This is a genomic window from Treponema porcinum (assembly GCF_900167145.1).
Taxonomy (GTDB): Bacteria; Spirochaetota; Spirochaetia; order Treponematales; family Treponemataceae; genus Treponema_D; species Treponema_D porcinum.
The window spans coordinates 13,519-34,551 of sequence record NZ_FUWG01000009.1 but is presented as its reverse complement, the minus strand read 5'-3'; the positions used below and the strand labels follow the sequence as shown (position 1 = coordinate 34,551).

At 41.3% G+C, this 21,033-nt stretch carries 24 protein-coding genes and 1 pseudogene; 19 read left to right on the top strand and 6 right to left on the bottom strand.

What is annotated here, in order from left to right:
• Positions 1 to 23 precede the first annotated feature (23 nt).
• Positions 24 to 674, bottom strand: coding sequence for an RluA family pseudouridine synthase (locus B5D55_RS06725; RefSeq protein WP_078933241.1), 651 nt, complete (start codon positions 672 to 674; stop codon positions 24 to 26).
• A gap of 63 nt (positions 675 to 737) precedes the next feature.
• Here B5D55_RS06725 and B5D55_RS06720 point away from each other — a divergent pair, with 63 nt between their 5' ends.
• From B5D55_RS06720 to pnp, 6 genes are all read left to right on the top strand, one after another.
• Positions 738 to 1,937: a hypothetical protein gene (locus tag B5D55_RS06720; protein ID WP_078933240.1), complete on the top strand. Its 1,200-nt coding sequence runs from the start codon at positions 738 to 740 to the stop codon at positions 1,935 to 1,937.
• A 24-nt stretch (positions 1,938 to 1,961) separates the two neighbouring features.
• Positions 1,962 to 2,762: an FAD synthetase family protein gene (locus B5D55_RS06715; RefSeq protein ID WP_078933239.1), complete on the top strand. Its 801-nt coding sequence runs from the start codon at positions 1,962 to 1,964 to the stop codon at positions 2,760 to 2,762.
• A gap of 5 nt (positions 2,763 to 2,767) precedes the next feature.
• Complete coding sequence (gene rpsO, locus B5D55_RS06710; RefSeq protein ID WP_078933238.1) at positions 2,768 to 3,037, top strand: 30S ribosomal protein S15; 270 nt, start codon at positions 2,768 to 2,770, stop codon at positions 3,035 to 3,037.
• A 117-nt stretch (positions 3,038 to 3,154) separates the two neighbouring features.
• Positions 3,155 to 3,646, top strand: a complete 492-nt coding sequence (locus B5D55_RS06705) for a hypothetical protein (RefSeq protein WP_078933237.1) — start codon at positions 3,155 to 3,157, stop codon at positions 3,644 to 3,646.
• An 84-nt stretch (positions 3,647 to 3,730) separates the two neighbouring features.
• Complete coding sequence (locus B5D55_RS06700) at positions 3,731 to 4,150, top strand: hypothetical protein (protein ID WP_078933236.1); 420 nt, start codon at positions 3,731 to 3,733, stop codon at positions 4,148 to 4,150.
• 391 nt (positions 4,151 to 4,541) lie between these two features.
• Positions 4,542 to 6,635, top strand: coding sequence for a polyribonucleotide nucleotidyltransferase (gene pnp, locus B5D55_RS06690; protein ID WP_078933234.1), 2,094 nt, complete (start codon positions 4,542 to 4,544; stop codon positions 6,633 to 6,635).
• 146 nt (positions 6,636 to 6,781) lie between these two features.
• Here pnp and B5D55_RS06685 read toward each other — a convergent pair whose 3' ends face one another.
• Positions 6,782 to 7,132, bottom strand: coding sequence for a MarR family winged helix-turn-helix transcriptional regulator (locus B5D55_RS06685; RefSeq protein ID WP_268811101.1), 351 nt, complete (start codon positions 7,130 to 7,132; stop codon positions 6,782 to 6,784).
• A gap of 240 nt (positions 7,133 to 7,372) precedes the next feature.
• On the opposite strand from B5D55_RS06685, the gene B5D55_RS06680 reads away from it, so the two are divergent.
• The 4 genes from B5D55_RS06680 to B5D55_RS06665 all read left to right on the top strand — a co-directional run bounded on the left by B5D55_RS06680 (position 7,373) and on the right by B5D55_RS06665 (position 11,337).
• Positions 7,373 to 7,804: a TolC family protein gene (locus B5D55_RS06680; protein ID WP_078933232.1), complete on the top strand. Its 432-nt coding sequence runs from the start codon at positions 7,373 to 7,375 to the stop codon at positions 7,802 to 7,804.
• Between the two features lie 45 nt (positions 7,805 to 7,849).
• Entirely contained in the window at positions 7,850 to 9,190 is a 1,341-nt protein-coding gene (locus B5D55_RS06675) for an MATE family efflux transporter (RefSeq protein ID WP_159446175.1), read from the top strand.
• A gap of 15 nt (positions 9,191 to 9,205) precedes the next feature.
• Entirely contained in the window at positions 9,206 to 10,069 is an 864-nt protein-coding gene (locus B5D55_RS06670; protein WP_078933230.1) for an AraC family transcriptional regulator, read from the top strand.
• Positions 10,070 to 10,170: 101 nt separating this feature from the next.
• Positions 10,171 to 11,337 (top strand): FprA family A-type flavoprotein, encoded by a 1,167-nt coding sequence (locus tag B5D55_RS06665; RefSeq protein ID WP_078933229.1) that lies wholly within the window; start codon positions 10,171 to 10,173, stop codon positions 11,335 to 11,337.
• Between the two features lie 72 nt (positions 11,338 to 11,409).
• Here B5D55_RS06665 and B5D55_RS06660 read toward each other — a convergent pair whose 3' ends face one another.
• From B5D55_RS06660 to B5D55_RS06645, 4 genes are all read right to left on the bottom strand, one after another.
• Positions 11,410 to 11,970 (bottom strand): rubrerythrin family protein, encoded by a 561-nt coding sequence (locus tag B5D55_RS06660; RefSeq protein WP_078933228.1) that lies wholly within the window; start codon positions 11,968 to 11,970, stop codon positions 11,410 to 11,412.
• A gap of 34 nt (positions 11,971 to 12,004) precedes the next feature.
• Positions 12,005 to 12,568 carry a 6-pyruvoyl trahydropterin synthase family protein gene (locus B5D55_RS06655; RefSeq protein ID WP_078933227.1) on the bottom strand — a complete coding sequence of 188 codons (564 nt, stop codon included), beginning with the start codon at positions 12,566 to 12,568 and terminating at the stop codon, positions 12,005 to 12,007.
• Positions 12,569 to 12,776: 208 nt separating this feature from the next.
• The gene (locus B5D55_RS06650; protein WP_078933323.1) at positions 12,777 to 13,400 is read right to left on the bottom strand and encodes a DUF4469 domain-containing protein; all 624 of its coding nucleotides are present in this window, start codon (positions 13,398 to 13,400) and stop codon (positions 12,777 to 12,779) included.
• A gap of 113 nt (positions 13,401 to 13,513) precedes the next feature.
• Positions 13,514 to 14,434 carry an aldo/keto reductase gene (locus tag B5D55_RS06645; protein WP_200805301.1) on the bottom strand — a complete coding sequence of 307 codons (921 nt, stop codon included), beginning with the start codon at positions 14,432 to 14,434 and terminating at the stop codon, positions 13,514 to 13,516.
• Positions 14,435 to 14,873: 439 nt separating this feature from the next.
• Between B5D55_RS06645 and B5D55_RS06640 the strand changes: the two genes are divergently transcribed.
• The 9 genes and pseudogenes from B5D55_RS06640 to rbr all read left to right on the top strand — a co-directional run bounded on the left by B5D55_RS06640 (position 14,874) and on the right by rbr (position 21,030).
• Positions 14,874 to 15,647: a DUF134 domain-containing protein gene (locus tag B5D55_RS06640; RefSeq protein ID WP_078933225.1), complete on the top strand. Its 774-nt coding sequence runs from the start codon at positions 14,874 to 14,876 to the stop codon at positions 15,645 to 15,647.
• Between the two features lie 25 nt (positions 15,648 to 15,672).
• Positions 15,673 to 16,341, top strand: a complete 669-nt coding sequence (locus B5D55_RS06635) for a Crp/Fnr family transcriptional regulator (protein ID WP_143593249.1) — start codon at positions 15,673 to 15,675, stop codon at positions 16,339 to 16,341.
• Positions 16,342 to 16,435: 94 nt separating this feature from the next.
• Positions 16,436 to 16,747 carry a thioredoxin gene (trxA, locus tag B5D55_RS06630; protein WP_078933224.1) on the top strand — a complete coding sequence of 104 codons (312 nt, stop codon included), beginning with the start codon at positions 16,436 to 16,438 and terminating at the stop codon, positions 16,745 to 16,747.
• A complete protein-coding gene (locus B5D55_RS06625; protein WP_058351602.1) occupies positions 16,744 to 17,067 on the top strand; it encodes a rhodanese-like domain-containing protein in 324 nt (107 codons plus the stop codon). Before trxA ends, B5D55_RS06625 begins: the two co-directional genes overlap by 4 nt.
• The gene (locus B5D55_RS06620; RefSeq protein WP_078933223.1) at positions 17,064 to 18,755 is read left to right on the top strand and encodes a CoA-disulfide reductase; all 1,692 of its coding nucleotides are present in this window, start codon (positions 17,064 to 17,066) and stop codon (positions 18,753 to 18,755) included. Before B5D55_RS06625 ends, B5D55_RS06620 begins: the two co-directional genes overlap by 4 nt.
• Positions 18,756 to 18,763: 8 nt before the next feature.
• On the top strand, positions 18,764 to 19,174 hold the full coding sequence (locus B5D55_RS06615) for a rhodanese-like domain-containing protein (protein ID WP_078933222.1): 411 nt from the start codon (positions 18,764 to 18,766) through the stop codon (positions 19,172 to 19,174).
• Between the two features lie 33 nt (positions 19,175 to 19,207).
• Positions 19,208 to 19,843 (top strand): rubredoxin-like domain-containing protein, encoded by a 636-nt coding sequence (locus tag B5D55_RS11875; RefSeq protein WP_078933221.1) that lies wholly within the window; start codon positions 19,208 to 19,210, stop codon positions 19,841 to 19,843.
• 2 nt (positions 19,844 to 19,845) lie between these two features.
• A pseudogene (locus B5D55_RS12000) lies at positions 19,846 to 20,463 on the top strand (rubredoxin-like domain-containing protein); the annotation flags it as partial.
• Positions 20,464 to 20,478: 15 nt separating this feature from the next.
• Positions 20,479 to 21,030 carry a rubrerythrin gene (gene rbr / locus B5D55_RS11730; RefSeq protein ID WP_200805303.1) on the top strand — a complete coding sequence of 184 codons (552 nt, stop codon included), beginning with the start codon at positions 20,479 to 20,481 and terminating at the stop codon, positions 21,028 to 21,030.
• Positions 21,031 to 21,033: the final 3 nt, after the last annotated feature.

The following is a 21,033-nucleotide window of genomic DNA, read 5'->3' as shown; positions in this document are numbered from 1 at the left end:
TATAGCACAATAGGTGATGTCAGTCAGCAGTCTGCCTGAAACTGAAAATGCTCCGGGCAGGGAATGGAAATTGTCTTGTCCCTGCCGTCTACGGGGAAGGTGAGTGAAGTTGCCGCAAGCAGAAGCTGTTTTATTCCGCAGGCTTTTCTAAGCAGTTTGTTGATTTTGAAATTTCCGTGCTTGTCGTCTCCTGCAATAGGGCAGTTCTGTTTTGCAAGGTGTATGCGTATCTGGTGCATCCGCCCTGTTTCAAGTCGCAGGTGTATTTTTGAAAGGGTGACTGTTTTTTCCTCTATCGAAACGTTTTTTTCTTCCAGCACTTCGTAATGGGTGACTGCCGGTTTTTCCGTTCCGTGTTGGATGACTGCCGTTTTTATCGTTCCTTTTTTTGCAGGCATTGTTCCGGCGCAGATTGCCGTATATTCCTTGCGAACAAGTTTTCCGCCTATCATTTTAGTCCACTGGGCGGCATAAAGCGGAGATTTTGCCACAATCATAAGACCGGCTGTGTCGCGGTCAAGGCGGTGAACCAGGTAGACTGGATAACCGAGCTGTGCAGGAAGTTCCTTGTCAAGCGGATGGGCAATTCCTTCTCCGCCCTGAACAGCAATTCCGCACGGTTTGTTTATTACAAGAATCTGGTCATTTTCAAATAAAATATCAATCTGTTTCATCCGATAGTATATTGTAGTAAATTCTATATTTTTGCAATGTCAGTTGCGCGGAGGATTACCGTTATGTCAAAAAGTTCCGTAAAATGCCTTCAGGCTCTTGTTTCAGCCGCCGTATTCCTTATTCTAGTACTTCTTCCGGTCTGTCTGCACGCAGAGGAAATAGTTGACTACGACTTCGGATATTCCCTTGATGTTCCGGAAGGATACTCTGTTGCAGAATATACGCCTGACGGAATGAGCTACCGTTTTGTTCACGACAGGCTTCCTGTCAGTTTGATTTTAAAATTATATGCGGACGGACAGTTTTCGGAAAGTTCCGTTGCGCTTTCTGCTGCGCTCGATAAGCTTTCTGCAGAATATGAAATTGATTCTTTTTTATGGCGCAATGTTCAGAGTTCAGTTGCTTCGTTAAAAATGACTTTGGGCGGTTCTTCCGGGTATTCGGGCTGGGCGGTCTGCACTGAAATTCCTGAAAAAAACGCACATCTTGTTCTTGTGTGCTATGCAGACCAGGCAAAGGCTGATGACTGCCAGCAGTTCATTATTTCAACGTTGAATTCCCTGAGCATTGACCGCGGAAGCCGCTATTCGCCGGGAATTTTTACCTCGTATGCGTTTCCTTCTGCCGAAAAAAAATCGGTGAAGCTTAAAATTGCAGGAATTGATGTCTATACCGAAATTGACGCTGATGACGAAGCGGCTTCGGAATTTGTCGTTGCCTGCGAATATGCCGTGCTTACGCTTTATGCCGGTAATGAAAAGTGGAAGGAAGCCTGGACTCGTTACTATAAATGTATTTTTCGCGACAGTTACGGCAGGCTTAAAAAAACTGCGTTTGACATTCAGGCGGCGCTTATGCCTTCTGCAAAACGGAAAAACAAGGAAAATCCCGGCGCGGCGATGAACGAAATGCTATTGGGATGGGTGCAGTCTTTTCCGTACGAGAGGCAAAATCAAAGTGCAAAACAGTCTGATTTTGCAAACCTTCCTTCCGTTCTGTGCGGTGCAGGAAGTGACTGTGATTCACGCAGTATGCTGATGTGCGTTCTTCTTGGAAATATGGGAATAAAGTCAAATCTTTTCATAAGCCGCGAATACAGTCACGCAGTGTACGGTGCGGACATCAATCAGCCGGGTGCAAAAATTACAGTCAACGGAACAGATTTTCTTCTTGGCGAAACGACTGCAAAAGACATAAAACCTGGTCTTATTGCTGCCGAAATGAACGATACTGAAAAGTGGCTGCCTGTTGAATTTTTCTAGCCTTAACGACTATAATAGAAAGAAATGACAGTATTATCGTGGCAGCAGCTTACGGCAGGCGGAAATGAAAATATATTTAAAGGCGGAACGGCACTTACAGTGGGGTGTTTTGACGGTCCTCACAGCGGACACGACGTTCTGTTTGATGAGGTTTTTCGTGCCGCCGGTGAAAAAAATCTGCTTCCGGGAATTGTGACTTTTTCACGTCCGCTTCCTGTTCTTAAGCATCCTGACGATTATGCAGGAGATATAGCCACTTTGCGCCAGCGTCTTTCCGGGTATGAGCGGCGCGGTTTTGCGTTCTGCGTTGTCATTGACTTTTCTGATGATTTCAGTAAAATTAGCGGTAATGATTTTCTGGCTGTTTTAAAAGATTTCTGCAGAATGAAATTTCTTGCAGAAGGTCCAGATTTCCACTGCGGTCATAACGGTTCGTTCGGTATGAAACAGATTTCTGAATTTGCAGAGGCAGAAGGAATTGCAGTCAGTTTTCCGCAGCTTGTACTGTGCAGTAACTGCCGTATAAGTTCTTCCCTTATCCGTAAAAGCATACGGAGCGGAGATTTTGAAACGGCGGAAAAAATGCTCGGACATCCGTACGAGCTTGATTTTGAAGGCTGTGCGTTTAAAAAGTCAGCCGGTACATACGAATATGCGAAAAGCAGTTTTTTACAGGTGCTTCCGCCTGACGGTATGTACAATGTTATGGTAAATACGTCCGGGTTACGGGCTTGTCTTGAGGCATCTGGTGGTTCAATCCTTGTTCACCCTGCCGGCAATGAGCTTCCGCGAATCCGGAGTATACAATTTTTATACAAGGAGTAAGTCAGATGGCACTTACAAAAGAAACAACTTCTTCAATCGTATCAAAGTACGGTTCAAAAGAAAAAGACACAGGTTCTGTAAAAGTTCAGATTGCACTTCTTACAGAACGCACAAAGCAGCTTACAGAGCACACAAAGAACTTCCCTAAGGATGCCGGTGCAAAACGCGCCCTTCTTAAGGTAGTAGGACAGCGCCGCAAGATGCTTAAGTATTTTGAGCGCACTGACCTTGAAGGATACCGTGCATTTATAAAAGAACTCGGACTTCGCAAGTAGTCTGGGATTTGTGCATGAAAGGCTGTTCGGGAAACCGGGCAGCCTGTTTTTTTATGGGGCTTATGATTCAGCTAAAACTGTTTTTGATTACTATGAATAAAAAATAAAGGAAAGGAAATGAAAAAGTTTTGTAAATTTATTTTTATGCTGATTCCTGCCTGGATTTGCCTTGCAGGATGCGTTACAAGTCCTTTTGGTTTTATTTTAGGGTTCGACGATATATTACTTTCTGCAAATTTCCCCCGACGTGCTGAATATCAATTGCCTCCTGGAGCAAAAGTTGCAGTAATTCCGTTTCAGGACACTTTTAATGACGGAACGGTTGTTGGCGAAGTTGCTGACTGGATGGTTGATAATTTTTTTGCAATGCTTCAGGGAGACATTTCAAATTTTTTTGGCGGCGAGCGAGGTTCAATTGTTCACAGAATTACAAAAAGGGTAAGCCAGGAAATTGAAGAAGATCCGAATCTGGTTCTTATAAACAAAAAAAATGCTGCCCAGGCAGATTATTTAATTGGCGGTGGAATAACCAGTTTTGATACTTATATCGATAGAGAAAAAAAGGATAATAGAAAATATTGCACTAAGGGAGTTTTTGTATCCATCTGATATCAGCTTGTTGATGTAAAAACAAAAGAAATTGTTTATACAGAGGAAAGGTATATTGACAGGCAGGATACAAGAGAAGGTTCTGTGCCGCATACCATTGCAGTAGTTTCTGATGACATAGACATGCTTGCAAAACAAATTGTAGATATAACTCGGCCGCATGAAGTTAAAGTGACGGAGCGCATTTATTTAGTGGAAACCAAAAATAAAGATTTCAAGACTGCATGCAAACTTGCTAAAAAAAGTGAAAACCGCAGGAAGGCACAGGAGCTTTTTGCAAAAGTTTATGCAGACGAAGGAATTTATCAGGCCGGCTACAATTCAGCTGTTCTTTTATTTTTGAATAGAGATTTTGAAAAGGCCATGGAAGAAATGCAGGCAATAGAAGAAAAATTCCATACGAAAGAAGCTCAGAAGGCTTTAAAGCGCATTCAGGAAGAAATAGAATATCAGCAGAAGCCAGTACAGGAAACTAGCCTTGACTCGATGTATTTAAGGTTTTAAACAAACCTAAAAAACGGCGAAGTCAAGGCCTTGAGCGAAGCGTGCCTTGACTCGACATATTGCGCGGAGTTTTGATGCTTTTTCTTGCAGGGTAGGGAGATGGGGGGCTTGCGATTTGGTGTGTTGATTAAAAATCAGTATTAGAATAGAATTAAAATGCTTGTTTTGTCCGCCGTGGTAAAACAAGCTGGTATGAACGCGGCGCATCGCGTCCTGCGGATTTTGGTAAAGCACGGGTGCACACAAATAAGTATTCTGCAGGGAGTTTGCAGATTTTTTTCCGGTGATTTTTCCGGGCGTTTTTTTCTGCGGAGTGCGTATTTGTGTGAATCTGTGTAATTTTTGCAGAATGCGATGTAAAAAAAAAGAATTTTTGACACGAGGTTAAAGAATGTCAGTAGAAAGAGTTACTTACAGACTCGGAGATGCCGATCTCATCCTTGAAACAGGAAAAATCGGAAAACAGGCTAACGGCTGTGTATATGCTCAGTGGGGCGGAGCAGCCGTCATTGCAACAATCTGTGCATCAAGCTCAGTTACGGAAGGACAGGACTTTGTTCCTGTAACGGTTGAGTACAACGAAAAATTCTATGCCGCAGGAAAAATTCCAGGCGGTTTTGTAAAGCGCGAAGGACGTCCTAAGGATAAAGAAATCCTTGTAAGCCGTCTTATCGACCGCCCGATGCGTCCGCTTTTTGAGCCTTCGTTTGGACACGAACTTCAGATTGTTCCTACGTGCGTTTCTGCCGACGGCGTTCATACGCAGGATATTCTTGCCGTTCTTGCAGCAAGTGCGGCAACGACTATTTCCGACATTCCGTTCCACGGACCTGTTGCAGCCTGCCGCGTAGGATTCCTTAACGGTCAGTATGTTATCAATCCGACGTTCAAGCAGATTGAAGAAGCCGATATGGAAATTGTTGTAGCCGGAACAAAAGACGGTTTTACAATGGTTGAAGGCGGTGCAAAAGAAGTTTCTGAAGAAGTTATGCTCGGCGCACTTGCTGAAGCAGAAAAATTCATAAAGGAAATGTGCGTTCTTCAGGAAGAACTCCAGAAGAAATGCGGAAAGGAAAAACTGCCGCTTAATCCGCTTGACGTTACTCTTGCAAACTCAGACGCAATCGAGGCAGAGGCAACTCCGCTTTTGAAAAAGGCGTGCTTCCAGGACGGAAAAGTTAATCGTGGAATTGCAATCGCAAAAGTTCAGAAAGAACTTGCAGAAAAATATGCAGAGCAGCTTGAAGATCCTGTTCAGGCAAAACTTTTTGCAACTTTGATGGACGACATTCAGTACAAACTGCTGCGCAAGTCTATTCTTGATGACGGTGTTCGTATTGACGGACGCAAATGCGATGAAATCCGTCCGATTACCTGCGAAATAAACGTTCTTCCTTCTCCGCACGGTTCTGCGCTTTTTACTCGCGGCGAAACTCAGTCGCTGGCTGTTTGTACGCTCGGAACTGCAATGGACGAGCAGAGTTATGACGATATTGACGGCGACAGAAGCGAGCATTTTATCCTTCACTACAACTTTCCGCCGTATTCTGTCGGTGAGACAGGCAAACTGACTACAGGACGCCGCGAAATTGGTCACGGAAACCTTGCCCGTCGCTCACTTGCACCTATGGTTCCAAGCCGCGAGGAATTCCCGTATACAGTTCGCGTTGTATCAGAAATTATGGAATCTAACGGTTCTTCTTCACAGGCTTCTACCTGCGGCGGCACGTTGTGTATGCTCGCTGCCGGCGTTCCAATGAAGAAAATGGTTGCCGGTATTGCAATGGGTCTTATCACAGAGGGCGAACATTACGAGCGATACAAGATACTTTCTGACATTCTTGGTGAGGAAGATCACCTTGGTGATATGGATTTTAAGGTTGCCGGAACAAAAGACGGTATTACCGGTTTCCAGATGGACATTAAAATTCCTGGCGTTACTACAGAAATTATGAAAAATGCACTGGAGCAGGCACGCAAAGGTCGTCTGCATATTCTTTCCATTATGGAAAAATGCATTGACAAGCCGCAGCCGCTTTCTCCGCGTGCACCGCAGATTCTTACGATGAAAATCCCTGTTGATAAAATCGGTGCGCTCATCGGTCCTGGCGGAAAGAACGTTAAGGCATTGTGCGCTCAGTACAGCGTAACAATCAATACAGAGGACGACGGAACTGTAACTATTTACGGAAAGAACGGTCTTGATGCCGAAGCAGCAAAGAAGGCTGTAAAGGGAATTACGGAAGATCCGGAAGTCGGCGTTGTCTATCAGGGAACTGTAAAACGAATTATGGACTTCGGTGCATTCGTTGAAATTCTGCCTGGAAAAGAAGGCTTGTGCCATATTTCCAAACTGTCAAAACAGCGCGTAGAAAAAGTTACTGATGTTCTTAAGGAAGGTCAGGTAATTCCTGTAAAACTGCTTGAAGTAGACAAAATGGGAAGGCTTAATCTTTCTTATATTGATGCGCTTGAAAGCAAATAGCGTTTCGGGCAGGAAAACGGACTTCTGCTTTTCTGCCTGATAAAAAAGCCTGCGTTTCTTACAGACGTAAAGAAACGCAGGCTTTTTTTATTTTTTCAATTTATTCGTGCGGAAGGGGGGCTCCAGCGCTCCTCCTGGAATGTTGATTATTTTTCCATTTCAGATGCGGATTTTTGGACTTTAAGCAGAAGTTCAATCAGCTTGTTCCGTTCATCTTTTGTAAGGTAGGCAGAAAGCGCTTCTTCGTGCAGATTTTTTTCCTTTTCGCTTTCAATTAAAACGTTTTCGCCTTTTTTTGTAAGCCGGACTGTTTTTGAAAGGTGTCCGTCTTTTTTTGTCATTTCCGTAGTGATGAATTTTTTTTCTTCAAGCCGCTTCAGAATTCCGTTTATTGTAGGGTGCGAAACGTCAAGGAAAATTTCAAGGTCCTTCTGCGTAGTCGTAAAATTTTCCTTGCGGTAAATAAAAGACATAACGCGAACCTGCGAAAAAGTCAGTCTGATTGACTTGAACTGCGCATTTGCAAGACGTTCCAGCTTGTCAGTTATGTTTTTTAATAATCAAGGCGCTGAAATCTTCTTATGAGGCTGGGAAAATTTCTTTTGACGACACTGTGCAAAGTACGGAAACTGCCGTGCGCAAAAGTTTTTACAGGCTTTTGTATTTAAAGCACGCTCTTGAAACTAGCCGTAGCACGCTATAGTTGCTGTATTATACTACACAATGGAGGAAACGGGATGAAAATTGTCATTTTTCGTTTGTTTTGTGTTTTGTTTTTCGTATGTTTTTTGCCTGCCGGGATTTTTGCTGAAAGTGACAAGGATTTAAATTCTACAGAAAAGGAAAAAACAAAACTTATACTGACTGTTGATGAAGCGGTAAAGCGCGCGCTTGAAACGCACGTGGACATTCAGCAGTCGGCAATAAAACTTGAGCAGTCAAAAAGGGAATGCAGTCATTCATGGAACAAAGTTCTTCCGTCTGTTTCGGTTACAGGTTCTGTTTCTGAAAAACAAGGGTGGAAGGATTTGGAGTCTGACACGGTGAGTGCATCTGTCGATGGTTCTGCAAGCCTTTCTTTGAACACATATACAAAGACAGCACAAATTCAGAAGAAAATTATCAACTGCATTTCTATAATGTGTGTAATGAGAACGAAACTCTCATAAAGCCAGCGTATGCTGACCGCAGACAGTAAATGGAGAAATGTAACTATGGAAACAAGTACAATCAAAGAAAACAAGCTTAAAACAATACTTATGTTTTCTGTTCCAAGCATTATTGCAATGCTTTTGCAGACTGCAATAACAATAACAGACGGCTATTTTACCGGAAACTATGTTGGTGAAAACGCACTGGCGGCTATAAACCTTGGACTTCCGGTACTGTATTTTTACCTGGGCGTAGGACTGTGCATAGGCGTGGGCGGTTCTGTTATATGCGGGAGGCTTCTCGGTGCAAAGGATAAACGCAAGGCTTCCGAAGTTTTTTCGCAGACTGTCGTTACGGCCCTGATTATCTGCATATTAACATCGTTTGCGGTTTTTCTGTTGTTCAATCCGATTCTGAATGTGCTTAAAGCGGACGGCGAACTGTCAGGTTATTTCAACGAGTATTACAGGATAATGCTTTTCAACTATCCCCTGATGATTATGGGAACAATACTCGGAATGTTTATTAGGACAGACGGAAAACCGCAAGTGTGTATGCTTGTAAGTATTGCAAGCTGTATTCTGAATGTCGTACTTGATTATATTCTTGTGGGAAGATTATCAATGGGAGTAAAGGGAAGTGCCGTAGCTTCGCTTATCGTTCAGGTATTTGCAGTAATCGTTCAGTTTGTGTACTTTATAAAACCGTCAATAAGCATAAAATTCAGGCATTTCAGTTTTGACAGGGACGTAATCAAGGAAACGATTATAAACGGTTCATCAGAATTTATTGGCGAGATGGCAGGGGCTGTATCAATGTTTGCATTCAACTATGTTCTGATGAAATATGTAGGTGCAGAAGGTGTTGCCGCATTTACGATACTTGGCTTTGCAGTCTACGGATTTAATATGATAACTATTGGCTTCGGGCAGGGAATATCACCGCTTGTAAGCATTTGTCGGGGCGCAGGAGAATATGAATGTGCAATACAGATTCGCAGAATAACGAATAAGATACTTCTTGTGCTCGGTGCAGTATTTGCAGCATTCTTTATATTCTTTGGAAAAAACTATGCCTCAGTATTCGGGTGCAGTGATACTGTTGCAGATATGGTATCACAAGGATTTAAGATTTATGCTGTTACTTTTTTAGTTATGGGTTATGATGTAATAAACTCAATGTATTTTACAAGCTGCGGTGATGCAAAGAGTTCTGCGCTCATATCGTCCCTGCGCGGTATTGTGCTTCTGCTTGCATTTACATTCATTTTCTCTGCTTTATGGGGAATGACGGGAATATGGCTTGCAGCCCCTGCAACAGAAGTTCTTACGGCTGCTGTTTCTGTTTACCTTATTGCAAGGGAAAAGAAAATTTTGAAATCAGGTGACAAAAACGGAAGGTGATACGAGGTGATATGAATGGAAGAAAAAGATAATGATGTAATAAGAAGTGCGGTCATCAATAAAGCGATAAGCTATATTTTTGACCACATAGAAGAAGATATTACCGTTGATGATGTTGCTAATCACTGCTGCTATTCAAAGTATCATCTTATGCGAATGTTTAAAGAGCACACTGACGAGGCTCTGTATCAGTTTATAAAGCGCGTCCGTCTTGAAAGAAGTGCCTGGAGGCTCAAAGTCGAAAAGGGAAAGAGCATATCGGAAATAGGCGCAGACTATGGATATTCTTCATCAAATTTTGCAACGGCATTCAAGAAGCATCTTAATTTATCGCCGGCGGATTTCAGAAAGAAAAGCGAACAGATGGTTCAGCAAAGCTCTTTTTCTCACGGCATATCAATGGACGAACTTGAAGAAGCGGAAAAACTGATAACAATCGAGCAGCTTCCAGAATATCTTGTTGTGTATGAACGAAAGAAAGGGAATTATCATGACCTGCCGGAAGAATGGTGCCGCTTTATCAAAAAGTATGAACATCTTTCTTCTGACAGTACGCTCTATATTGAAGCTACCATTGATGACCCGAGCATTACTGATGAAAACAGATGTATGTATGAACTGTGCCAGACAATTTCTCCTGAGTGCCTTACACAAAAAGAAAACAGCGGACTTTTAACTCATACATTTGAAGGCGGAAAATACGCAGTATATCACTTCAAGGGATTTCCGCAGTTTCTGTTTATGGTCTATCAGGAAATTTTCTGCAGATGGCTTTCAAAAACAGGCAATAAGCTTGATGATAGACCAATATTCGACATATACCGGAATGTGCAGGAAGACGGATATATGGGAATAGACATTTGCTTTCCTCTTAAATGAAAAGGCATAAAGGAAAGGCAACCTGTACACTCATCAAAAATAGTTATAGAATGATTTTATAATAAAAAACTTCTTAATACATTTTTTTTGATGAGGGCAATATGAAAATTTCAGATTCAGTAAAGTATGTCGGCGTGAATGACCACGAAATAGATTTGTTTGAAGGACAGTTTGAAGTTCCGCTTGGAATGGCTTACAACTCTTATGTAATCATTGACGACAAGATTGCAGTAATGGACAGCGTTGACCGGAACTTTGGCAGTGAATGGCTAAAAAACATCGACGGCGTTCTTGAAGGAAAAACGCCTGATTACCTGATTGTTCAGCACATGGAAATGGATCATTCTGCAAATGTCCTTTCATTTATGCAGAAATTCCCGGAGGCAAAAATCGCCGCTTCCAAAATGGCATTTACAATGATGAAAAATATGTTCGGCACAGATTTTTTAGACCGACAGATTGTAATTGCAGAAGGTTCAAAAATTGAACTTGGAAAGCACACATTGAATTTCATTACCGCGCCAAACGTTCACTGGCCGGAAGTAATAATGACTTATGAATCTTCAGAAAAGATTTTGTTCAGCGCAGATGCATTCGGAAAGTTCGGGGCAAATGACAAGGAAGACCCGGAAGGCTGGGCATGCGAAGCGCGCCGTTATTATTTTGGAATTGTCGGAAAATTCGGAAGCAGCGTTCAGGCACTTCTTAAAAAGGCTTCAAATCTGGAAATACAGAAAATCTGTTCCCTGCACGGACCTGTGCTTGATTCTGAAATCAAAACTTACATCGACTATTACAGCACCTGGTCATCATACGATGCAGAAACAGAAGGCGTTTTCATCGCTTACACTTCGGTATACGGAAACACAAAACAGGCAGCAGAAAAACTTGCGGAACTCCTTAAATCAAAAGGCTGTCCTAAGGTTGCCGTTGCAGACCTTGCACGCGAAGATACTTATGAATGTGTAGAAGACGCATTCCGGTACAGCAAGCTTGTTCTTGCGACTACAACATACTGCGGCGGTATTTTCCCTAAAATGCGTGAATTTATCTCTCATCTTGCAGAACGGAATTTCCAGAAGCGGACAGTTGCCTTAATAGAAAACTGTTCATGGGCACCGGCTGCCGTAAAAGGAATGACGGCAATGCTTGAACCGCTCAAAGACATAAAAATCATTGACGAAAAAGTGACTGTCAAGATTGCCGTAACAGAAGAAACTGTCAGACAGCTTGAAGTCCTTGCAGAAAAACTGACTGACAGCCTGTGATAAAAAGAAGCTACATTCAAGGTTAACACTGAAGAATCCTTAGGTAGGATTTATTCTGTGTTTCCTTAGCATCTAGCCCCAGGTGCGGACTAAGTCGTAGTTATCTTCCGTAACCTGAATGTATGCGTTGTATTCGTTACAAGTCGGGCAGTAGTCAGGAGCAGAAGGACCTACTACGATGTGACCGCATTTGAGACATTCCCATACTTTTACAGAACTGTCTTTAAGCTGTGCAGATGCGGCATCTTCTTCTTTTAAAAGTGAGCGGTAGCGTTCTTCGTGGCGTTTTTCAATGGCAGCGACTGCGCGGAATTTTTTTGCAAGTTCAGGGAAGCCTTCTTTGTCAGCAGTTTCCGCAAATTTTACATACATATCAGTCCATTCGTAATTTTCGCCCTCAGCCGCAGCCGTAAGGTTTGCCTTTGAATCTCCGATTCCTTCAAGTTCCTTAAGCCACATTTTTGCATGGTTTTCTTCGTTTACGGCAGTCTTTGTAAAAACATCGGCAATTTTGTCGTTGCCTTCTGCCTTTGCAACCTGTGCAAAGTATGTGTACTTATTTCTGGCCTGTGATTCACCTGCAAATGCTGCCAGAATGTTTTTTTCTGATTCAGTTCCTGTGTATTTACCCATTTGTATACTCCTATAAAAAGTCAAAGAAAAAAAACTATTTTTTATAGCCGCACTTAGGGCATACGCCGTTTTCGTTCAGGGCGATGCCGCATAGAGGGCATCTGTCTTTTGTTCCTGTTACGTCGTATTCCTGCGAGGCGGCGTTTACTCCGCTTGTGAAAGTGAGCTTTGCAATGTTCAGCTTGTCTTTTAAGAGATCATAGACGATTTTAATCATTCCCTCTACGGTCATCGTTTCTTTTGTAACTACAAGCCGGCAGTCCGGGTAAGCGGTTGCAAGTTCCGTTTTGAATGCAGGACCTTTCATCTTGTTTGTAGGCGCGCCGTCTTTGATTCCCTGTTCCTCGTAAACCTTTAAAATTGCAGGCAAAAGCGGGTCGTCTTCGCGCAAAATCAAAGCGTGGTCAAAATTCTTGAGAACTTCCCATGCTGTTTTCTGAATTTCATTGCACGGAAAAACCATATTTACACCGGCTTCTACCGAATCTTCAACTTCGATAGTAAGCTTTCCTGTGTGTCCGTGCAGATACTGAGCCTCTCCCTTAAAACCATAAAAACGGTGTGCATACTGTAAATCTAAAGTCGTAATGCTTCTCATAATTTTCACCTCATTCAATATGTATGGAATAAATCGCAGATTTTAACCAAATAAAAACTGCTGATAAAAGTATATAAGTGTTTTTTAAACTTTTCAAATCTTTTTTTTTCGTTTTTTATAAAAAAAGACCGGAAGTTTTTCCTTGCAAAACAGGCAGCCCTGATATTTAAATCAAGGCTGCCTGTTTTCGGTTTAAAAATATCTTCCCTTATCCGGCAATAGTAACAGGATTACTGCAGGCAAGAGAATAAGTTTTTCTTGTGGCTTTCCCAAAAGTACTGTTCGTTTTAAGGACAATACAGTAGGGAACTCCTGTTTCCAGCTCTGACGGCAAAAAGAATTCCAGAATTTTTGAAACATTGCGGATTATTCTTGAAACCTTTATCCACTTTGCTTCATCAGAATCAGACTCTCCTTTTTCCGTTGCATGGGCAAAGAAGATTCCGCCGTCATCGCCTGAGATTTTTAAGTGCCTGCCTTCTATCCGTATTGCTTTTCCGGCACTGAATGCAGTTCCTTCTTCTCCTGTAAATAAATCTGTCTTTGTGCCGATTATCGGGCTGGAATCAGATATTACAATCTTTTTTATTCCGAGTGCCGAAACAGCATCATTTGTAATTTTTGAACAGGTGAATTTAACCTGAAAGCCCGGTATTGTTGCAGTCTGCGGAGTATCTCCTTTAACCTTTCCGTTTGTGGTTATGTAAAGGGTTCCCAGGTCAAAGATATTTACGGCTTCTCCGCGTCCCAATGCTTCAAGTAATGGATTTCTATCTGGTGGTTCTGGTGTTGGTGTAACACTTGTAGCGGCAAGATGTTCCAGATTGTTCACAAGCTCCTGTTGTTTATGAGACCAGAATTCGTAAATGAGAAGATTCTTTCGTACAACTTGCTAATTCTAAGGATTACCAGTATTTTGAAAATAATGCTGGTAATCGATAATCCCTACGGAAGCAGATGACCTGCCGCCAGGTATAGCTCATACCATTCCTCACGAGTCAGAGTAATATCGCACGCCGCGATAATTTCTTTCAGGTGGCTTTCACTTGCAGTGCCGGTAACAATCTGCATATTTGCCGGATGACGTAAAATCCACGCAGCCGCAATAGTAGTATCGCTGACATTATATTTTTGGGCAATCACATGAAGTTTTTTATTCAGTTCAGGGTATTCGTCGCTTCCGAGAAAGCAGCCTTTCCATGCCGGCATCTGAAACGGAGACCATGCCTGGAGAGTGATATTGTGGAGGCGGCAGTAGTCGAGCAGACTTCCATCGTGATCAATTGAACCTGGGGTTTCCATATTGACTTCCATGCCATTTGCAACAAGATTGGAAACAGGGATGCTGAACTGAACCTGATTGACAACGAGTGGTTGGCGGACATATTTCTGCAGCAGTTCAATCTGCATTGGCTTATGGTTTGAAACTCCAAAATGGCGAACCTTTCCGCTTTCATAAAGAACATCAAATGCAGCAGCAACATCTTCCGGTTCTACGAGTGCATCTGGACGGTGAATAAGCAAAAGATCAAGATAATCTGTATGGAGCCTTTCTAAAATTCCATCGACAGATTTCAGAATGTGCTCCTTGGAGAGATCATAGAAGCCTTGGCGGATGCCACATTTTGACTGAAGATAAATATCTTCACGCTTTATGGATGAATCATCTGCGAACGCTTCGCCGAATATGCTCTCGCTCATACCATCACCGTAGATATCTGCGTGATCAAAGAGATATGCCCCTTGTTCCAGAGCTGCATGAATAAAACGATTCATCTCATCCTTTGATTTTTCAGAAAGGCGCATGCATCCAACTGCAACTGAAGGAACCTTTCGTATGTGATTTCCTAATATTATTTCTTTCATAGTAAATATCTCCTTTGCAATTATTTTCTTATTCCAATAATGAATGAGACATATCCCCAATCCCACAAGAGTTGTTCTTTATTTATACAGAATTGTGAATAATGAAGAATGGTACCCAGCAGATTGGATTTGTAATTGTGATAAAGGGAACCGTCTCAAAGAAGAGATTTGCACTGGTAGGTTCCAATGAGAGATGCTAAAAACTGCTCTATTATAATCAGAATCAAAAGTTTTCGAAGCATTACCTTTATTGAAATATATTCTACGAGTTTAGGTTAGTACAATAAATTCATAATGTCAATAAGAAACATTTAAAGCATTAATGAAAGACTGCGTAGACGATTCTATAAGATGACATTATTATCGTTCCGGATATTTATGTAGAAAAACATAAAATATTATGCTATAATCAACATATGTCGGAAACAGAGGTGATATAATGCCAAGACCTAAAAGATGCAGAAGAATATGTAGTGAACCGGAATATTCATGTTTTGAGCCGGAAGGAGTTACAAATCCTGAAAGTGTGGTTCTTTCTGTAGATGAATATGAAGTGATAAGGCTTGTAGACTTTGAAAAACAAAATCATGAACAATGCGCTGCAGTTATGGATATTTCACGCACGACAGTCACAGAAATATATGAGAGAGCAAGATATAAAATTTCGGACTGTATTGTGAATGGGAAACAATTAGTGATATCCGGCGGAAATTATAGAATCTGTAGCGGAAAACATAAAGCTTGTTGTGAAAGACCATGCCGGAGATATGCAGAAAATTCAGAAAAAAATATATTAGCGAAAGGACAGAAAGATATGAAGATAGCAGTAACTTATGAAAATGGAAAAATTTTTCAGCACTTTGGACATACTAAGCAGTTTAAGGTATATGAAGTGGAAAATGGTGAGATTGTTAAAGCAGAAGTAATGGATTCCAATGGAAGCGGTCACGGAGCATTAGCTGGTTTGCTTTCTGAGGCAGGCATTGAAGTTCTGATTTGTGGTGGGATCGGAGGCGGAGCACAGATGGCTCTTGCAGAAGCTGGTATCAAGCTTTATGGTGGAGTGTCCGGCAATGCAGATGAAGCAGTTAATGCTTTGATTAATGGAACACTTGGATATAATCCGGAGGTACGTTGTGATCATCATGACCATGAGCATGGAGAAGGTGGACATACCTGTGGCAGTCATGGTTGTGGAAATAACTGTCATTAATCTATGTTAATGCTGGGCGGGATGAATGATGGATATTAATGAAGTAGTAAAGCAAATACCTTTTTGGAATAATCTTGTGGATGAGGAAAAAGCACAGCTGTTAGGGGGTGCTATTTTACGCACTTACAAAAAAGATTCCTATATTTATGGAATGACAGATGCATGCCTTGGAATGATTTATGTACAAAAAGGCTCTATCAGAGTTTATATCACAAATGAAGAAGGACGAGAGATTACTTTGTTTCATATCGGAAGTGGAGAATGCTGCATTATGTCAGCGTCCTGCGTGATTACAGGAATATCACTGGATGTACAGCTATATGCAGAAGAAGAGACAGAGATTTTGGCGATTCATTCCGGAATGGTTCAAAAACTGATGGATAGTAATATCTATGTGAGATGTTTTGCCTATGAACTTGCGACGAAGAGATTCTCTGACGTGGTTTGGGTGATGCAGGAAATATTGTTTGCAAGATTTGATGTGAGAATGGCAAGATTTTTACTGTCTGTTTATGAAAAAACCGGCGAAAATACGATTCAAATGACACAGGAAGCTATTGCAAAAGAAGTCAATTCCGCAAGAGAGGTAGTGGCTAGAATGTTGAAACAATTTGCATCAGATGAGTTAATAGAGCTTAACAGAGGTACGATTCTTATAAAAGATTTTGAAGGTTTGAAAAATATTATTGAATAATGAGACTCAGTCACAGAAGGGAAAACTCCTAATGTATATAATGAAGTTAGAAATCAGGAATGATTACTGAAATAAAAAATAGGAGGGCTAACAAATGGCTGAATTAAAAATAACAATAGAAAATTTTGAAAATGAAGTGATGAAATCCAATATCCCGGTACTGATTGATTTTTGGGCACCCTGGTGTGGACCATGCCGGATGATGGGGCCAGTTATTGAACAGCTTGCAGATGAGTACGAAGGAAAAGCAAAAGTCGGTAAAGTAAATGTGGATGAGGAGGGTGAATTATCACAAGCCTTTGGAGTGATGAGCATTCCAACCATTGTCCTCATTAAAGATGGAAAGGTTGTAAAACAAGCTGTCGGTGCAAGACCAAAGACAGAAGTGGAGGCGATGTTACAATGAGTATTTTCGGATTTTTTAAACAAGCTGATATCAATGCAGGAGTTCAGGAATTTTTGAAAACAGAAAAAGCTGTATTATTAGATGTTAGAACAAAGGAAGAATATGAATCCGGACATATTGAGAATAGTGAGAATATTCCTCTTCAACAGATAGAGAAAGTCCTTGCAAAAATAACGGATAAAGATACACCTCTATTTGTATATTGCCAAAGTGGTGCAAGAAGCAGTAGTGCTACATCTGCATTGAAACAGATGGGGTTTTCACATGTTACCAATATTGGAGGTATTAGTTCATACAGAGGAAAGGTTGTGAAAGGATGAAGGTTGTAATTGTGGGTGGAGTTGCAGGTGGTGCAACAGCAGCAACCAGACTTAGAAGATTAGATGAACATGCACAGATTACCGTTTTTGAACGCTCCGGATACATTTCATATGCAAATTGCGGACTGCCTTATTATATTGGCGGTGTAATTGAGGATAAGGAGGAACTGACACTTCAAACACCGGAAAGCATATGGAACAGATTTCGCATAGATATGAAGGTTCATCATGAAGTAACAGACATCAATGCTGTAAAGAAAACAGTTACAGTTTACAATCTGGATACCGGAAAAGTATATGAGGAATCTTATGATAAATTGATTTTATCACCGGGAGCAAAACCGATAAAGCCGAATCTTCCGGGAATAGATAATGATAAGATTTTTACATTACGAACGGTAGAAGATACATTGAAAATACGAAGCTTTGTAGAAGAAAAGAAACCCAAAACTGCAGTTATGGTTGGTGGTGGATTTATCGGACTTGAGGTTGCGGAAAATCTATGTGACTTGGGTGTTAAAGTAACAGTTGTACAAAGACCGAAACAGCTGATGAATACACTGGATTATGATATGGCAACTCTTGTACATAATAAGCTACGCAGTAAAGGGATAAGTCTAAAACTTGGCGGTGACGTAATCGGATTTGAGGAGAAGGAACAGTTACAGGTTCTTTTAAAAGATGATGAGCCAATAAGTACCGATATGGTTCTAATGGCAATCGGTGTCAGCCCGGAAACTACACTTGCAAAAAAGGCAGGACTTGAACTTGGCATTAAGGGAGCGATTGTTGTAAATGATAAAATGGAGACATCCGTACCGGATATTTATGCGGTAGGAGATGCAGTACAAGTAAAGCATACAGTTACGGGAAATAATGCGGTTATTTCTTTAGCAGGTCCTGCAAACAAGCAAGGCAGGATCGTGGCAGATAATATTTGCGGCTTAGACAGTCATTATAAAGGGAGCATGGGTTCTTCGGTTATCAAGCTGTTTGATATGACAGCTGCAAGCACAGGGCTTACCGAAAAAGCAGCGAAAGATGCCGGAATAGATTATGAAAGAGTTGTTTTATCTCCGGCTTCTCATGCAGGCTATTATCCCGGTGCAAAAGTCATGACAATGAAGGTTGTGTATGAAAAGAGTACTTTAAAAATCCTTGGAGCACAGATTGTGGGCTACGATGGAGTCGATAAGCGATTGGATGTAATTGCAACAGCAATTAGTGCCGGTATGAAAGCAACAGAACTTAAGGATTTGGATTTGGCATATGCTCCGCCTTATTCCTCTGCAAAAGACCCGGTAAATATGGCCGGATTTATGATTGAGAATATTGAAAGCGGAATCGTAAAACAGTTTCACTATGACGAACTGGACAAGCTGCCAAAAGATGGAAGTGTGACACTTCTTGATACAAGAACGCAAGGTGAATATGCAAGAGGTCATGTGGACGGATTTATCAATATTCCTGTAGATGATTTAAGAGAAAACATTGATAAGCTTGATAAGTCAAAACCAGTGTATGTGATGTGCCAAAGCGGATTAAGAAGCTATATATCCTGTAGAATTTTATCTGGGGAAGGATTTGATTGTTACAATTTCTCAGGCGGATATCGTTTCTATGAGAATGTCATGAGGGAAACAAATTTGATAGAATTATCACTTCCTTGTGGAATGGATAAGGAGTAGGGGGCATTATGAAAAAAATACTGATTCTATGCATGACTTTTATCTGTATCCTCTCAGGATGTAGAAAAACTGATTCTGTACAGAACACGGAACAAAAGACAGGTTATAAACAGGTTTCCATGGAAGAGGGACTTGACCTTATGAAGGAAGATTCGGGATATATTCTTTTGGATGTCAGAAGAACAGATGAGTTTGAAGAAGGACATATTCCCAAAGCAATCAATATTCCGAATGAATCCATTGGAACAGAAGAGATTGCACAGCTTCCAGATAAGAATCAGACTATATATGTCTATTGCCGCAGTGGAAACAGAAGTAAGCAGGCTTCACAGAAGCTTGTGGACTTAGGGTATACAAATGTTATTGAATTTGGAGGCATAATTGACTATTCTGGAGAAATAGAGAAGGGTAGACAATAGCTTTTCATAATAAAACAAAAGGAGGTATTCTCTATGAAGTACATTTGTCAGATTTGTGGCTATGTCTACGATGATGCCAAAGAGAAAGTCCCATTTGCAGAATTGCCGGATGATTGGAAATGCCCACTATGTGGTGCGGCAAAATCGGATTTTAAACCGGAAGCAAATGGTGACGAAAAGAAAGTGGTAACAGCCATAGAGCCAATGGAAGCAGATTTAGAGAAGCTTTCAGCAGGACAACTGGCAGCACTTTGTTCCAATCTTGCCAGAGGCTGTGAGAAACAGTATAAACAGGAAGAAGCAGGTTTATTTAAGCAGTTAGCAGATTATTTTACCGCAGTTGTACCGGCGGTAAATGATGCATCAGTTGAAAAACTTGCCAAGGAACTTCAGACAGATGCAGATAATTATGCAGCTGTAAGAGCTACTGCAGATGCAAATGCAGACAGGGGTGCTGCAAGAGTATGTGTATGGGGTGAAAAGGTTACAAGAATGCTTTCATCGTTGGTGAATCGCTATTTGAACGAAGGTGAAGCCATGTTAAAAGATACCAATATCTGGGTATGTACAACATGTGGATTTGTTTACATAGGCGATACACCTCCACAGCTTTGCCCGGTGTGTAAGGTTCCTGACTGGAAATTTGAGAAAATAGAAGGGAGAGCATAATCATGGATGAAAAAGTAGCTGTAAGAAATCTAAGACTTTGTACAAAAGATTGTCTATGTCTTTATGTTTGCCCTGTTGGAGCTACAGACACAGAAAATAGTGTGATTGATGTAGATAAGTGTATCGGTTGCGGAATGTGTGCACAGGCTTGCCCGAGTGGTGCAATTTCCATGGTGCCAAAGGAATATCCTGCACAACAGCCAAAGACAAATCAGGTGAAAGCAGTGCTGAATAAGACTGCACAGGCAAAAGCGGATGAAGAAAAGGAAGCACTTCAAATAGCAGAAACTACTGATAAAGATGGACTGTATCGTTTGATGAAAGCGGTAGCAAAATCAGAAAGACTGGTAGCAGAAGACATTATGAGAGAAGCAGGCTTTATGCTTCCACAGAGTAACAATACACATGAACTTTTGGAAGATTTGATTGCAAATCCGCCAACAAAAGATTTTCCGGTGGATGCTGCAAGAAAGATATTAGAAATGATTCCAAACAACGAAAAAAATAATGTGAAGAAAGAAGAGGTAAAGATTATGAAGAAATGGGTATGCACAGTATGTGGTTATGTTCATGAAGGAGAAGAAGCACCACAGCAGTGCCCTGTTTGCAAACAGCCAAAGGAAAAGTTTAAGCTGATGGAAGAAGAGAAGAAAAATCCTTATGCAGGAACTCAGACAGAGAAAAACCTTGAGGCTGCTTTTGCAGGAGAATCTCAGGCAAGAAACAAGTATACATATTTTGCTTCTGTTGCTAAGAAGGAAGGCTATGAGCAGATGGCAGCATTGTTCTTAAAGACAGCTGACAACGAAAAAGAACACGCAAAGATGTGGTTCAAGGAATTGAATGGCTTAGGCGATACACCTGCAAACTTAAAAGCAGCAGCTGATGGTGAAAACTATGAGTGGACAGATATGTATGAAGATTTTGCTAAAACAGCTGAAGCTGAAGGATTCACAGCTCTTGCAGCAAAATTCCGTATGGTAGCCGCAATCGAAAAACATCATGAGGAAAGATACCGCGCACTTCTTAAGAATATTGAGACCGCTAAAGTTTTTGAAAAGAGTGAAGTGAAGGTATGGGAGTGCCGTAACTGTGGTCATATCGTAGTTGGAACAAAGGCACCTGAGGTTTGCCCTGTATGTAATCATCCTCAGGCTTACTTTGAAGTAAGAAAAGAGAATTATTAAACC

Excerpts from the sequence above, each read along its gene's own strand:
- B5D55_RS06715 (WP_078933239.1), top strand. The coding sequence starts at position 1,962 with ATGACAGTATTATCGTGGCAGCAGCTTACGGCAGGCGGAAATGAAAAT.
- B5D55_RS06680 (WP_078933232.1), top strand. The coding sequence starts at position 7,373 with ATGAAAATTGTCATTTTTCGTTTGTTTTGTGTTTTGTTTTTCGTATGT.
- B5D55_RS06615 (WP_078933222.1), top strand. The coding sequence starts at position 18,764 with ATGAAAAAAATACTGATTCTATGCATGACTTTTATCTGTATCCTCTCA.
- rbr (WP_200805303.1), top strand. The coding sequence starts at position 20,479 with ATGGAAGAAGAGAAGAAAAATCCTTATGCAGGAACTCAGACAGAGAAA.
- B5D55_RS06670 (WP_078933230.1), top strand. The coding sequence starts at position 9,206 with ATGGAAGAAAAAGATAATGATGTAATAAGAAGTGCGGTCATCAATAAA.
- B5D55_RS06720 (WP_078933240.1), top strand. The coding sequence starts at position 738 with ATGTCAAAAAGTTCCGTAAAATGCCTTCAGGCTCTTGTTTCAGCCGCC.
- B5D55_RS06635 (WP_143593249.1), top strand. The coding sequence starts at position 15,673 with ATGATGGATATTAATGAAGTAGTAAAGCAAATACCTTTTTGGAATAAT.
- B5D55_RS06620 (WP_078933223.1), top strand. The coding sequence starts at position 17,064 with ATGAAGGTTGTAATTGTGGGTGGAGTTGCAGGTGGTGCAACAGCAGCA.
- B5D55_RS06705 (WP_078933237.1), top strand. The coding sequence starts at position 3,155 with ATGAAAAAGTTTTGTAAATTTATTTTTATGCTGATTCCTGCCTGGATT.
- B5D55_RS06625 (WP_058351602.1), top strand. The coding sequence starts at position 16,744 with ATGAGTATTTTCGGATTTTTTAAACAAGCTGATATCAATGCAGGAGTT.
- B5D55_RS06655 (WP_078933227.1), bottom strand. The coding sequence starts at position 12,568 with ATGAGAAGCATTACGACTTTAGATTTACAGTATGCACACCGTTTTTAT.
- B5D55_RS06675 (WP_159446175.1), top strand. The coding sequence starts at position 7,850 with ATGGAAACAAGTACAATCAAAGAAAACAAGCTTAAAACAATACTTATG.
- B5D55_RS06665 (WP_078933229.1), top strand. The coding sequence starts at position 10,171 with ATGAAAATTTCAGATTCAGTAAAGTATGTCGGCGTGAATGACCACGAA.
- pnp (WP_078933234.1), top strand. The coding sequence starts at position 4,542 with ATGTCAGTAGAAAGAGTTACTTACAGACTCGGAGATGCCGATCTCATC.
- B5D55_RS06725 (WP_078933241.1), bottom strand. The coding sequence starts at position 674 with ATGAAACAGATTGATATTTTATTTGAAAATGACCAGATTCTTGTAATA.
- B5D55_RS11875 (WP_078933221.1), top strand. The coding sequence starts at position 19,208 with ATGAAGTACATTTGTCAGATTTGTGGCTATGTCTACGATGATGCCAAA.
- B5D55_RS06640 (WP_078933225.1), top strand. The coding sequence starts at position 14,874 with ATGCCAAGACCTAAAAGATGCAGAAGAATATGTAGTGAACCGGAATAT.
- B5D55_RS06660 (WP_078933228.1), bottom strand. The coding sequence starts at position 11,970 with ATGGGTAAATACACAGGAACTGAATCAGAAAAAAACATTCTGGCAGCA.
- trxA (WP_078933224.1), top strand. The coding sequence starts at position 16,436 with ATGGCTGAATTAAAAATAACAATAGAAAATTTTGAAAATGAAGTGATG.
- B5D55_RS06645 (WP_200805301.1), bottom strand. The coding sequence starts at position 14,434 with ATGAAAGAAATAATATTAGGAAATCACATACGAAAGGTTCCTTCAGTT.
- rpsO (WP_078933238.1), top strand. The coding sequence starts at position 2,768 with ATGGCACTTACAAAAGAAACAACTTCTTCAATCGTATCAAAGTACGGT.